The sequence below is a fragment of the Wolbachia endosymbiont (group A) of Paraperithous gnathaulax genome (genome assembly GCF_964028485.1).
Taxonomy (GTDB): Bacteria; Pseudomonadota; Alphaproteobacteria; order Rickettsiales; family Anaplasmataceae; genus Wolbachia; species Wolbachia pipientis.
This window is the reverse complement of sequence record NZ_OZ034784.1, coordinates 39,451-51,975: the sequence shown is the minus strand read 5'-3', so window position 1 is coordinate 51,975 and position 12,525 is coordinate 39,451. Positions and strand designations below refer to the sequence as shown.

Annotated in this window: 12 protein-coding genes, 1 tRNA gene and 1 pseudogene; 6 read left to right on the top strand and 8 right to left on the bottom strand. The window is 35.5% G+C overall.

Going from position 1 to position 12,525, the window contains the following annotated elements:
- Positions 1 to 10 precede the first annotated feature (10 nt).
- Positions 11 to 946, top strand: a complete 936-nt coding sequence (locus ABWU74_RS00275; RefSeq protein WP_213863185.1) for an Rpn family recombination-promoting nuclease/putative transposase — start codon at positions 11 to 13, stop codon at positions 944 to 946.
- A 34-nt stretch (positions 947 to 980) separates the two neighbouring features.
- Here the strand turns inward: ABWU74_RS00275 and ABWU74_RS00270 are convergent, their stop codons facing one another.
- The 3 genes from ABWU74_RS00270 to tldD form a co-directional block, all read right to left on the bottom strand.
- Positions 981 to 2,228, bottom strand: a complete 1,248-nt coding sequence (locus ABWU74_RS00270; RefSeq protein ID WP_353289314.1) for an IscS subfamily cysteine desulfurase — start codon at positions 2,226 to 2,228, stop codon at positions 981 to 983.
- A gap of 90 nt (positions 2,229 to 2,318) precedes the next feature.
- Positions 2,319 to 2,459, bottom strand: coding sequence for a hypothetical protein (locus ABWU74_RS00265; RefSeq protein WP_153296798.1), 141 nt, complete (start codon positions 2,457 to 2,459; stop codon positions 2,319 to 2,321).
- 55 nt (positions 2,460 to 2,514) lie between these two features.
- Positions 2,515 to 3,933, bottom strand: a complete 1,419-nt coding sequence (tldD, locus tag ABWU74_RS00260) for a metalloprotease TldD (RefSeq protein ID WP_010962974.1) — start codon at positions 3,931 to 3,933, stop codon at positions 2,515 to 2,517.
- 62 nt (positions 3,934 to 3,995) lie between these two features.
- Between tldD and ABWU74_RS00255 the strand changes: the two genes are divergently transcribed.
- Together ABWU74_RS00255 and ABWU74_RS00250 are read left to right on the top strand one after the other, a co-directional pair.
- Positions 3,996 to 4,080, top strand: a tRNA-Leu gene (locus tag ABWU74_RS00255).
- A 70-nt stretch (positions 4,081 to 4,150) separates the two neighbouring features.
- Entirely contained in the window at positions 4,151 to 4,648 is a 498-nt protein-coding gene (locus ABWU74_RS00250) for a hypothetical protein (RefSeq protein ID WP_010962975.1), read from the top strand.
- 160 nt (positions 4,649 to 4,808) lie between these two features.
- Here ABWU74_RS00250 and ABWU74_RS00245 read toward each other — a convergent pair.
- Both ABWU74_RS00245 and ABWU74_RS00240 read right to left on the bottom strand, forming a co-directional pair.
- A pseudogene (locus ABWU74_RS00245) lies at positions 4,809 to 5,641 on the bottom strand (IS5 family transposase).
- Between the two features lie 71 nt (positions 5,642 to 5,712).
- A protein-coding gene (locus tag ABWU74_RS00240) for an IS630 family transposase (RefSeq protein WP_094745768.1) occupies positions 5,713 to 6,724 on the bottom strand; the annotation gives its coding sequence in 2 pieces (ribosomal slippage) (positions 5,713 to 6,261 and positions 6,263 to 6,724; 1,011 coding nt in all).
- Positions 6,725 to 7,735: 1,011 nt separating this feature from the next.
- On the opposite strand from ABWU74_RS00240, the gene surE reads away from it, so the two are divergent.
- A complete protein-coding gene (gene surE, locus ABWU74_RS00235; RefSeq protein ID WP_010081939.1) occupies positions 7,736 to 8,488 on the top strand; it encodes a 5'/3'-nucleotidase SurE in 753 nt (250 codons plus the stop codon).
- A gap of 20 nt (positions 8,489 to 8,508) precedes the next feature.
- Here the strand turns inward: surE and hisS are convergent, their stop codons facing one another.
- Both hisS and ABWU74_RS00225 read right to left on the bottom strand, forming a co-directional pair.
- Positions 8,509 to 9,735, bottom strand: coding sequence for a histidine--tRNA ligase (gene hisS, locus ABWU74_RS00230; protein WP_010963026.1), 1,227 nt, complete (start codon positions 9,733 to 9,735; stop codon positions 8,509 to 8,511).
- Entirely contained in the window at positions 9,732 to 10,295 is a 564-nt protein-coding gene (locus ABWU74_RS00225) for a NifU family protein (protein WP_022626407.1), read from the bottom strand. The genes hisS and ABWU74_RS00225 overlap by 4 nt, the downstream gene beginning before the upstream one ends.
- 169 nt (positions 10,296 to 10,464) lie before the next feature.
- Between ABWU74_RS00225 and ABWU74_RS00220 the strand changes: the two genes are divergently transcribed.
- Positions 10,465 to 10,716, top strand: coding sequence for a J domain-containing protein (locus ABWU74_RS00220; protein WP_223823149.1), 252 nt, complete (start codon positions 10,465 to 10,467; stop codon positions 10,714 to 10,716).
- 19 nt (positions 10,717 to 10,735) lie between these two features.
- Here the strand turns inward: ABWU74_RS00220 and ABWU74_RS00215 are convergent, their stop codons facing one another.
- Positions 10,736 to 12,265 (bottom strand): N-acetylmuramoyl-L-alanine amidase, encoded by a 1,530-nt coding sequence (locus tag ABWU74_RS00215; protein ID WP_223823148.1) that lies wholly within the window; start codon positions 12,263 to 12,265, stop codon positions 10,736 to 10,738.
- 68 nt (positions 12,266 to 12,333) lie between these two features.
- On the opposite strand from ABWU74_RS00215, the gene ABWU74_RS00210 reads away from it, so the two are divergent.
- Complete coding sequence (locus tag ABWU74_RS00210) at positions 12,334 to 12,504, top strand: J domain-containing protein (RefSeq protein WP_010082675.1); 171 nt, start codon at positions 12,334 to 12,336, stop codon at positions 12,502 to 12,504.
- Positions 12,505 to 12,525 lie beyond the last annotated feature (21 nt).

Sequence of the window (12,525 nt, the reverse complement as noted above, 5' to 3'; positions counted from 1 at the left end):
CACTTTGGCTATGGCTTTATCTAAGTTTCTCGACCCTAAGCTGGATTTAACCTTCAAAAAAATATTTGGCACTGAAAAAAATAAGAATATTCTCATACATTTTTTGAATGATATTTTAGGGTTTACCGAGATAAATACTATACAAGAAGTGGAATTCCTCAGTACTATAATGGATCCTGAAATTGCCTCTGATAAGCAAAGTATAGTTGATGTTCTTTGCAGGGACTCTAGTGGGGCTAGGTATGTGATTGAAATGCAGCTCACTCGCGATAAAGGCTTCGAAAAACGAGCTCAACTATATGCTGCTAAGGCTTACTCAAGGCAAGCTGATAAATCTGGTAAGTACATTGATTTAAAGAAGGTTTTCTTTATTGCTATCTCTAATTGTAATTTATTTCCTGATAAGCTTGATTATATATCCAGCCACACTATAAGAGATGAGAAAACCAATGAGCATGACTTAAAAGATTTTCAATTTGTATTTATTGAACTACCTAAATTTCCTAAGAATAAGGAAGAACAGCTAGAAAGCATAGTGGATCGTTGGTTATTTTTCTTCAAATATGCAGATGAAACTACGGAAGAAGACTTAAGGAAAATAGCAGAAAAAGCACCAATAATAAAGTTAGCCTACGATGAATTAGACAGGTTTAGCTGGAATGAAAAAGATTTAGTAGCTTATGAAGAAAGAATAATGGATCTACGGAAAGAAGAAGCCATTCTTGAATACAGACTTGACCTTGCTACTGAAAAAGGCATCCAAATTGGCGAAGAAAGAGGCATCAAAATCGGTAAAGAGGAAGGGAAAATTGAAGGAAAAATCGAAGGAAAAATCGAAGTCGCAAAAGCAATGCTGGCTAACAATGTTGATGTCAACACTATTGTCAAATTTACTGGCCTTTCTATTAGTGAGATTGAAGAATTAAGTGTGAACGGTACAGAGTAATTTCAAAGTGCATTTGCAGTTGGAACGGATACATTTAATGAGAGTCCCATTTCACGGTGTTCAAATCTACTCCTTCTTGTACCATCTCCCAAAGTGGGCTCATTTCTCTCAGTCGGCCAACATTTTTAGCAACAAGATCTGCTGCATACAAAACTTCTTCTCTAGTTGTAAATCGGCCTAGGCCAAATCTAATTGATGAATGCTCAAGGTCATGGCCATTATTTAGCGACCGTACTACATAGGAAGGCTCAAGAGACGCAGACGTGCACGCAGAACCAGAACTTACTGCTAAATCCTTGATTGCCATGATGAGAGACTCACCCTCAACATAGGGAAAGCTCAAGTTTAGGTTGCCAGGAATTCTATTTTCATAATCACCATTTAAAACGATATCAGGAAACGCTTCTTTTATCTTGTTATACAAAATATCCCTTAATTCTTCCACTCTAGTTGTTTCTTTTTTCATTTCTTCTCTAGCAATACGTGCCGCTTCACCAAAACCAACTGCAAGAGGTGTTGGAGCTGTTCCAGAACGCATGCCTCTTTCCTGTCCACCACCACTAATTAGTGGTATCAGCCTAACACGAGGATTCTTTCTACGTACATATAATGCGCCTATTCCCATAGGTCCATAAATTTTGTGGCTAGAGAGACTCATAAGATCAATGCACATCTCATTAACATCAATTGGAACTTTTCCAAAGCTTTGAGCTGCATCTGTATGGAAAAATATATTATGCTTTCTGCATATTTTACCAATCTCCTTTACAGGCTGAATTACTCCGATTTCATTATTTACCATCATTACTGAAATCAAAATTGTTTTATCAGTAATTGCTTCCTCAAGCTTTGATAAATCTATAATTCCGTTTTGCTTAACAGGCAAATATGTAACTTTAAAGCCTTCATTTTCCAGATGCCGACAAGAATCCAGAACACACTTATGCTCCGTGCAGACAGTGATTATATGATTTCCTTTATTTTTATAAAAGTGAGCAACGCCCTTGATTGCCGTATTATTTGACTCAGTTGCACCTGAGGTAAAGATAATTTCTTTGCTATCTGCGTTCACCAGATCAGCGATGTGTTTCCTTGCTTTTTCCACTGCTTCTTCAGCAGTCCAACCAAATGAATGGCTGCGAGAGTGTGCATTGCTGAACTCACCAAAGTAAGGTATCATCACCTCTAAAACACGGGGATCTACTTTAGTAGTAGATTGATAATCAAGAAATATTGGTAATTTTATTTTAGCATCGTGTATTTTTTTACTTTCAACATTCATAAAGCTACCACGGAGACAAAATTTACAATTATTTTATAGCATTAAAACTTAATTTTTTCAAGATATAATCTTGCATCAAGTACAAAAGTGTCATCCAAGTAGCTGACACATAACTGTACGAACATTTATTTGCGAAAGCAGTGTGTTAAATGTTATAGCCAGTTTTGCCTCAAACACAAAGGCAGTGCCCAGACACTGGGATGACACCCTATTGGTGGCAATTGCTTCCAAATCATAATGTTTGTACAGCTGTGCGCCGTGCGCTGGAATCCGTTTTAGCCCTTATCTATATCTCAGTTCCACCAACAGTTATTGCGTCGACTTTGAGTGTCGGCTGACCAACTCCAACGGGCACATTTTGTCCATCTTTCGAGCATGTGCCAACACCAGGATCTAACTTTAAGTCATTACCAACCATAGATACTTTTTTCAACACTGTTGGACCGTCACCAATTAGTGTTGCTCCTTTTACTGGCTGTGTAATTTTGCCATTTTCTATTAGGTAAGCTTCCGAAGATGAAAAAACAAATTTTCCTGACGTTATATCAACCTGCCCACCACCGAAATTTACTGCATATAGACCTTTCTTTACGCTAGATATTATTTCCTTCGGTGTATACTTTCCGGGCAACATATAGGTGTTTGTCATGCGCGGCATAATAACTTCTTTATAACTTTCTCTTCTACCATTACCAGTTGGGCTTACACCCATGAGTTTAGCGTTCATATGATCCTGCATGTATCCTTTTAGGATCCCATCCTCTATCAATATATTATAACTGGGTGGAGTGCCTTCATCGTCTACGCTGATAGAGCCGCGCAAATTGGGCAGAGTTCCGTCATCAACTACTGTGATGTCACTAGCTGCTACTTGTTTACCCACAGAATTTGAAAATGCTGAGACTTTTTTGCGATTGAAGTCGCCCTCAAGTCCATGACCCACGGCTTCGTGTAACAATATTCCTGGCCAGCCTGGACCTAAAACGACTGTCATTTCTCCGGCTGGAGTTGGAATTGCTTCAAGATTTACCAGTGCTTGTTCTAACGCTTGGTTTGCAACTTCTTTCCACTTTTTCTCAGAAATAAACTTACTATAAGAGTCCCTTCCACCATGCCCTGCAGAACCTCTTTCGGTACGGCCATCTTTTTCTACAATGACTAGCACATTAAAACGTACCAGAGGCCTGATATCGCTTAATCTGTGATCACCCTTTATTATTTGTACAACTTGCCATTCTCCACTTAGAGTTATTTTTACTTGCTTCACGCAGTTATTTTTGGACCTTACATACTCATTAACCTCATTGAGTAGTTTAATCTTTGAATTCAGATCCATTTCATTTATAGGGTTAATCCTCGAATATAGGCTTTTTGTCTCTTCGTTTAAATTTATTGAATTTGTCTTGTTTAAAGACACTGAGCTTTTTACCATAGAAGCAGCATTACTAATTTCTTTTTCGCTGATCTCAGAAGAACAAACGAAAGATGTACTATCTTCACAAAAAGACCTTAAACCAAATCCCCTTCTAGTATTCAAGTCCATGTGTTTTAATATGTTATCCTCAAAAACCAGGGACTCCGACTGGCAAAATTCTAGAAACAGCTCACCACCATCGCTATTGCTCAAAGCGTTATTGACTATTTTATATACGTTATTAATATTAACATTGTTTTGAGCAAAAAATATTTGATCTAGATTTGGCATTACCTTTGAACTAAAAATTGTTTAAGTATATTATTTAACTTTAACATAGTAAACTATAAAAAGCCCGGGTGGCGGAATTGGTAGACGCGCTAGCTTCAGGTGCTAGTAACTTTTTAAGTTGTGGAAGTTCAAGTCTTCTCTCGGGCACTCTTAGCTTCCATATTGCTTATTGAATTAATTAATGTTATAATATAACATATTAGGTAATATTTATGCTATGTATGGTGAAAAAGATAAGTTAGCCTACAGAAAGAAGGTACGAACTTACTCGAAACGCTTAGTTACTACACTATCTACTATCTCTTTCATTGGATACATAGCGGCATTGGTCTTGAATATTCCTGTCTTAAGTCTGTATTTTAGTATTGCCGGCACTATATTCAGTGCACTTTCGTTTGCTTTAAATATATGGTCACTAAATGATCATTCCCGACAACAGAATCTTAATAAGAAATCTGGCATAAAAAACACTCCAGGACAAAAAAAGTTAACAAAGATCTATCTTGATATAGCATCCAGTGCTTCATTTCTAATAGGAGGTATTGCATCTATGTCGCTTTTTGAGTCTTCTGTTATTTATTTTGTTTCTACGCCTTTTTTTATTCTAGGCTGTGTTATTATGGCAGCTAATATCGTTCAAACTATGATTAGTGAACCACAGACAAAAAACGTCCTTGAGAATCTCTCTTCAAATACTGCAAGAGTACAAGCTTAAGTATTAACTTATTTAACTTATACAGGAATATTAGCTATATAATTCCACTGAAGGAAGCCATTCAAAAGAGTTCGATGTAATTAGCGTCAAAAAAGTGTAAGCAGAAATTGTGGGCTTATTGGGGTAGGAGCGCTTAGAGGTTGTCCGGAAACTAGTAAATTCAAGCATATTCCCTCTTTAACATAACCCTACTCATAGCTAGGTATATGAAATTCTCAGTGGATGTTGTGAGTAAATCATACTCCTTCGATAGCCTTCTATTCCTATTAACCCAAGCAAAAGTCCTTTCTACAACCCATCTTCTTGGCTGTACTTTAAACCCTTGTTCTCTTGTTGGTAGTAGCTCAGGTGGCGTATCTTTGTGCACCCAAAATCTACATGGAGGCCTTTTAACAATTTCAATATCTATGTCATATTCTTCCTTTATGTGATTCTTTAAATTTCTTCCTTGGTATCCCATGTCAGCCCACATTTTTTTAACTTTAGTATATTTTGTTCTCATATTGTTTAATGCTATTTTAATACCATCTCTATCATTTTCGTTAGCAGCGCCTACGTAACAACCTAGTATAAAACCCTGAGTGTCTGTAATTATATGCCTTTTTCTACCCTTTACTTTTTTACTTCCATCATAGCCTTTGATCCCCCCTTTTCTGTAGTCTTTACAGATTGACTATCTACTATACAGGCACTCGGCTGCTCATTCCTTCCTATTTTTCTTCTACTATATTTTGTAATTTCATAATTCATTTTCTCAAAAATTCCCTGCTTCTTCCATTGCCTGAACTGCTCATACACAGTCTTCCATAGCGGAAAATCATTTGGTAAATACCGCCATTGACACCCTGTACGCAATACATAGAAAATTGCTTCTAATATTTCTTTTTTGCTATACTTTGGCGGCCTTCCTCCTTTCTTGTATGATACTCTGAAGTGTTTTTCTATTCTTGCCCATTCCCTTTCGCTTAGATCTGTTGGATACTTTTTTCTCATCTTTACCCCGTACTAAAATTTCAGATATTATAGCCTTTTACTTGTTTCCGGACAACCTCTAATACCAACTCTCATTGTTGGCCAGTCAAATAGGAGACATTGCAGAGTTGTTTAATTGTGGAGCTGGCAAGAGAAGTAATAAATTTGCACAAAGCACCCTCAAGCAGAGCAATTGTATCGTATATTTTATTGCGCAAAATGTTCTGTTTTATATATAACCAAAGCCTCTCAACAGGATTTAGCTCAGGTGAGTACGGAGGTAGGTATATAATATCGATATTTTTAGGTACCTTTAAATTTTTTGACCTATGCCAACTAGCACAATCCATAACAAGAAAAGCCTCTCGTGTTTCTAGATATTGCGACATCTGCTCAAGAAATATGTTCATGCAATCAGTGTTGACATTTGGTGCAAATAAGCTAGAACTCTCTCCATTTCTAGGATTAACCGCACTATAGAGATAGAAATTTTGCCTACCTAATTTTGTTTTAACCTGTGTTCTAATCCCCTTTTTAAACCACCCATGTCCAACCTTTGAATGTGTGCCAAACCGTGATTCATCAAAGAAAAATAGCTCTTTTTCTGGATACTTGCTAATAGCTCCATTGAGATTTTTTTTTGAATTCCTCTTGTTTGCTTTTATCTTGTCCATTATGAACTGGTCTTGGTGTAATATATGAGAATTTCATCTTTTGCATATAGCGGTGTACTGTAGATTTGCTGATATTTAATCTGAACTTTTCCTGGATTCTTATTCTCATTTCTTTAATGGTAATATTAGGATTTTCTTCTATCCACTCTTCAATTTGCTGTAGTTGAACCTGATTTAATTTAGTTTTTCTACGGCGTTGTGGAGGAGCAAACAGTTTTTCTTCTCTGCCAAATTTCAAGAGTTTTACCCACGAAGTTAGTGCGCTTCTTGAAATGCAATATATTTTTGCTACAGCCGTTATACTGTACTTTTTTGCTGCAATTACAGCATTTAGTTTTTTTGAAACATATGCATTATTCCTTACTTTCTTCAGCATTTCTTTTGCTGATTCTACTACTTTTTCATCCAATAATTTTGATCTTAATGCCATTTATACCTCAACTATTTTACTTACTTCATTATGGCTTTTCTTCCATCTTTGTCCATCTGTTTGCCGTGTAATGGGAATTGGTATTACTATACCGCTGCGAACCGTCATACCGCCGTGGTATCTCTAGATCCCGCTAACACGTAGTGGGATGACGATTGTCAGGGTAGCTGTCATCCCAGTAGCCTCTTTCTCTTGTCATCCTAGTGCCCTGACTACTTGGATCCAGGAAAAAGAATGGTGTCATGAAAGTAGCTGACACTGGTCTCCATCCAAAAGGGTGTCATCCGAGTAGCTTGACTACTTGGATCCAGGAAACTTAATTGCAAGTAATGCATTGGGTTTGGTGAGTATGGGTTTTGCGTTATAGAATGAAGCACTTTTTGTGAATTTGTAAAGAAAACTGGATCCAAGTAGTCAGGGCACTGGGATGACATCATCCTTTTTTTTGGATTCCAGACTGGAATGACAGCAGTCCTACGTCATACCGCGATTCATTCGCGGTATCTCTAGATCCCGCTAACAAGCAGCGGGATGACGGTTGTCGTTTAGCTATAAATATTTAAGAAATTTACTAAACAGAAAAAAAGGCAAAAGAAACCCTAGGGTAGCTAGTTATTCACTATCCATTTTTTAAGTTGGCGTTTTTTTATGTTTTAAACGCTTTATAAGCGCGTTTCAGCTTATGTAGGTAGAAGTTTGATAAAGACATAAGGTGCACATAGTGCAAAAAATTAAACATGAGACGCCAGATACGTGAGTTTTTTGTCATTTAATCTGTACAGAGAAGATAAATAAATAGCTTCAGTTTCATGATAAGGGGGCTGGCGGAGTTTGTCAAGTAAGTTTTTTCGTTTCTATTGTAATGACAGTTATGGCCTGTGCAAGAAATCTATTGATTTACAGCAGGTTCTTTGTTACAGTCCACAGTTATGCAAAGAAACTTAAAGCCTCATGAGTTTATTTACAGCCAGTGGTTTACATAATTTGGAGCTGTATAGCTGAGTATTGTATATGATAATATTGATAACAAACGATGATGGCTTTGGAAGTGAAGGAATAAAATTACTCAAAGAGGTTGCACGGAATTTTGCGTCAGAAATATGGATAGTGGCACCAGATACTGATAGAAGCGGAGCTGCAAGATCTCTTGATTATCCAGTGAAACAATCTATTGGAATAAAACAACATAGTGAAAGGGAATTTAGTGTGTCTGGTACTCCTGCAGATTGTGTCATTATTGCGCTAAATAAAGTTATGAATAAAAAACCAGACTTAATATTGTCCGGAGTAAATATTGGATCAAATGTCGGGGACGATATTTGTTATTCAGGAACAATTGGTGCTGTAATGGAAGGTGCTGCAAGGTCTATACCTTCTATTGCGCTAAGCCAAGTTTATCATGATAAAATAGACTGGCACAATACAAAGGTTTTTGCACCAAAGGTTATTGCCAAGCTAGTTAAGGTTGGTTGGCCTAAAAACATAGTGATGAGTGTAAATTTTCCTGCTACGGAAAAAGTAAAAGGAGTAGAATTTGCTGAACAAGGTGAATATAACATTGATGGGGATTTAACTTTTACTGAAAATTCGAATGGCTCTTTTAGCTTAAATTGGTCTCGAGAGCACTCAGGCAGTGGTAGTATAAATAAAATAAAAGAAGGATTTATTACTATTACACCGGTAAAATTAGATTTTACAGATTATGATACTTTGAATACTATGAAAAATTCTTGTGCAGACGAATTTTCTTCTATAGCTGACTGAGAAAAACATTTGCATTGCTCCTAATAGATATTTTCTATTGTGTTATCGCGAGCAATTATTTTTTCTTCACCTGTATCCATGTTTTTAATCTTTAAAGTTTTACTACTCAATTCTTCATCGCCAAAGATTAAAGCAGCTTTAGCATTTGCTTGATTTGCTTTTTTCATTCGGGTTCTGAGCGTTCCGCTATATTCATAGATTACATATAAACCATTTCTGCGCAATTCATTTGCAAGTGTTAAAGCATGTTTTTCAGCCTCTCTACCGATTGGAATTAGGTAAATAGGTCGCTCTTCTTTCGGAGAATAATTGATTAACTCCATTATGCGCTCAATACCCCCTGCAAATCCTATTGCTGGAGTGTGTTTTCCACCTACTGAAGATACTAAATTATCGTATCTTCCACCGGCAAAAACTGCCCCTTGTGCACCTAAATCCTCTGTAACAAACTCAAACACTGTGTGGCAATAATAATCCAAACCTCGAACTAGTTTATTGTTTACGGTATAAGGTATATCAAGAATTGTTAATCCATTTAGTATTTGTTCAAAGAAATCTGAGGACTCTTTCGTATAATAATTGCTGATTTTAGGCGCATCAGAAATTATTGATTTATCTTTCTCATCCTTGGAATCCAGTATTCTGAGTGGATTTTTGATCAACCTATTTTTGCTATCTTCTGATAGATCATTTTGATACTTTGTAAAGTATAAGATCAAAGCTTCTCTATATTTAGTTATTGTTTCACCATCACCTAAAGAGTTGATTTCCAGCTTTACATTTTTATTGATGCCAAATTCAGTTAGTAAGTGCTGAGCGAGTGATATCAATTCAATATCAGCTTTTGGATCTTCTATGCCAAAAACCTCAAAATTTATCTGATGAAATTGCCTTTGTCTTCCCTTTTGCGGTCTTTCATAGCGAAATGCAGGTCCTGTTGAGAATAATTTTATCGGTGTTTGCAGTTTTTTTTCAATGAGTAGCCTGACAATCGCTGCAGTGAACTCAGGACGTAAAGTTATGCTCTTTCCCCCTTTATCATTGAAGCTATACATCTCTTTAGTGATGATGTCTGAGCTATCACCTAAGGTTTTTGTAAAAACCTCCGTGCACTCAAATATTGGAGTTTGGGCGGGCAAAAAGCCGTATAAACTTGAGATTCTGTTTGCTGTTTGCTCTATGTATTTAAACTTGTACCATTCATCAAACAGGAGATCTTTTGTTCCTCTAACCGTTTGATTAGTCATAGTGTGGTCTCTATACCTGCAATCTCTGGTATGTGGTAGCTCAGCATATTTTGCACTCCTTGCTTTAAAGTAATTGCAGCACTTGGGCATCCAGAGCAAGCTCCTTGCAACTCAACATAAACTATTCCATCTTTATAGCCACGAAATTTGATATCGCCACCATCTTGAGCAACTGCAGGTTTGATATGACTTTCCATCAATTCTTTTATTCTATTTACAATTTCTATATCATTTTTATCAAAAAATTCTTCATCTGGATCATTCACTTCTTCTTTATCTAGTGCTTTTCCACCAGAAGTAAAGTGATTCATGATTGTAGTTAAAACTTCTACTTTTAATATATCCCAATTAATTCCATCCAATTTTGTTACTGAAATAAAATCATGACCGAAAAATACTCTTACCACATGCTCTATTTGAAAAAGATTTGCTGCTAGTTTAGAATTTTTTATCTCATTCGCATTTGAAAAATCAGCAGTTTCTCCTTCGTTTAAAATTTCAAATCCAGGAAGGAATTTTAGCGTATTTGGGTTTGGTGTTTCTTCAATCTGGATGAACATGTTATTTACCATGACAATTATAATTGTTACTATTTAATCATAAAATGATAAAAAAATATACATGTCATTCATCTTTTTTCTTTTTTTAGTATTCATAGTAATTACATTTGTCTTGCCTAGCGTTGTTATATTTTTTCTTTTCCTGACAAAAAAAAATAATATGAGTTTCATGATGAACTCTATATTGAGTAAGTTTTTGAACGAATTTAGTAGCAGTAGAAGTTATACTGAAAATTACACTGGTGATAACATGTCCAAGGATGAAGCATTAAAGATACTGGGGCTGAATCCTGAGGCAAGTCAAAATGAAATCAATAAAGCATATCAAAATTTAATGAAATTAGTTCACCCAGATAAGGGAGGCTCGGAATATTTTGCGCAAAAGCTAAATGCGGCACGTGATAAATTGTTAAAAAAGTGATCTTAAAAAAAGTTTTCGTTTAACGAATTTCTTCCTTTGCTTTTTCTAAATACTCCAATATTGCTTCATGTAGTGCAGTCCATGTTATCTGTTCTTCCAGGGAAGGTATAAATTCTTGTCTCCAAGCATTCTTAAACTCCTGAAACCACTGTTTTTCAAAACCCTGAAATTCTAAAGAAATATCTACTTTAAAGCTATCAATTAAACTGGAAACTTCTGCAGCTTTAGAGCTATCTAGTGATTTTAAAGATAACACTCCACTCTTTAAAATCTCTAACTCTTCCAATACATTAAGCTTAAATGGTTTATAGAGTGAAGACCATATGCGATATCTTAAATAAGAATCATAGTATAACTTAATTTTGTACATTAAAGTGGTAGATGCATCAGGAGAAATGTTATTCTCATATTGTGCAAGAGAAGATAATAAATTCTCATAATCTACTTTGCTTAAACATGGTTGTAGAGTCGATTTAATTTTTTCACTAAAGGTTAGATAACTAGAAGAAATGCCATGACTATATTCACTAAAGAATTCAGGAAATATATCTGCTTGTTCTAGTTTAAGAGGTAGATCTTTTCTAATTTCTCTTGGTAAATTATGTATTGAAAACTGATAAATAACCCATACAAAATTCTCATCAAACTCATCTGAGTAATCAGCATTATTATCAGGAAAAATTACATTACCTTTCTTATCATTCCAAGGTTCTATCTTATAGAAAAATCTGTTCAGCCTTTGTTTTAATTTCAAAATACCTTCATTTCTATCACCTGCTTTATACAATGTTTTGCCCATTTTGTGTTTAGCATCTTTAGGGTTTATTCTGTCACTTATGTGCAATCCAATTTCATTTTTCTCTAATAACTCCCAATCAAACAATTTGTGTGGATCTGGTTTACGCATTGTATAGCCAAGCTCTGGATCATACACTATAGTTCCTATTTCAGAATGACTAAATATCATATCCCTTTTAATTTTAAAACGCTCCATAAGGTATAAAATCAGCTCTTTAACAGATCTCATTTGCTCTTCCGGAAAAGGCTCAAGTCCTGTGTTTACAATTTCAATACCTACAGAATAGTTGTTAAGCTTCCGTAACTCTTCAAGCTTACTATCTACCTTAACTCTTGCATAACTAATACCAGCATGCCATGCTTCTTTCTCTAATGGAACCATTAAGGTGATGCTGCCATCCCTATCGACAATAAAATGAACTGACAATCCTCTAGCATTCAGCGTATCTTTTGTACCTTTTAGTGTTGATGTTTCAGTATGGTGAACTATAACCATTAACACTTTTTTACCTGCCCTATCACCATAATTTAAAGCTGAAGCTGGATCTAAAAATAACAAATCCTGATCTTTCAATAATGGTAATTTTTCTTGTAAATCTTGAAAATCATTCTCGATATTGCTTGAACTGGATACTTGCCCAGATATGAGAAATGCTGAGACAGTAATCAGTAAAACTAATAAATATTTGTTGACTTTAGATAGTTGGATTTTCATACCATCTTCATAAACACTTTGTAGATAATTTTTCATTATATAGTTAGAATAGGGTTGTTGAATAAATTTACAAGACAAAATCATACTAGTCTGGTAGTAGTAACATGTTCAGAGATGGAGCATTTAAAGTGCTAGGAATAGATTCTGGAGCGAACCAAAATGAAATCAATAAAGCATATCAAAATTTAATGAAATTAGTTCACCCAGATAAAGGAGGCTCGGAATATTTTGCACAAAAATTAAACGCAGCACGTGACAGGTTGCTGAAGAGGTAATTAATATTGCTTTAAAGTTTT

Bases quoted from the DNA above. Each gene is read 5' to 3' on its own strand.
- ABWU74_RS00275 (WP_213863185.1), top strand. From the start codon at position 11: ATGGCTTTATCTAAGTTTCTCGACCCTAAGCTGGATTTAACCTTCAAA.
- ABWU74_RS00270 (WP_353289314.1), bottom strand. From the start codon at position 2,228: ATGAATGTTGAAAGTAAAAAAATACACGATGCTAAAATAAAATTACCA.
- tldD (WP_010962974.1), bottom strand. From the start codon at position 3,933: ATGCCAAATCTAGATCAAATATTTTTTGCTCAAAACAATGTTAATATT.
- ABWU74_RS00250 (WP_010962975.1), top strand. From the start codon at position 4,151: ATGTATGGTGAAAAAGATAAGTTAGCCTACAGAAAGAAGGTACGAACT.
- surE (WP_010081939.1), top strand. From the start codon at position 7,736: ATGATAATATTGATAACAAACGATGATGGCTTTGGAAGTGAAGGAATA.
- hisS (WP_010963026.1), bottom strand. From the start codon at position 9,735: ATGACTAATCAAACGGTTAGAGGAACAAAAGATCTCCTGTTTGATGAA.
- ABWU74_RS00225 (WP_022626407.1), bottom strand. From the start codon at position 10,295: ATGTTCATCCAGATTGAAGAAACACCAAACCCAAATACGCTAAAATTC.
- ABWU74_RS00220 (WP_223823149.1), top strand. From the start codon at position 10,465: ATGATGAACTCTATATTGAGTAAGTTTTTGAACGAATTTAGTAGCAGT.
- ABWU74_RS00215 (WP_223823148.1), bottom strand. From the start codon at position 12,265: ATGAAAAATTATCTACAAAGTGTTTATGAAGATGGTATGAAAATCCAA.
- ABWU74_RS00210 (WP_010082675.1), top strand. From the start codon at position 12,334: ATGTTCAGAGATGGAGCATTTAAAGTGCTAGGAATAGATTCTGGAGCG.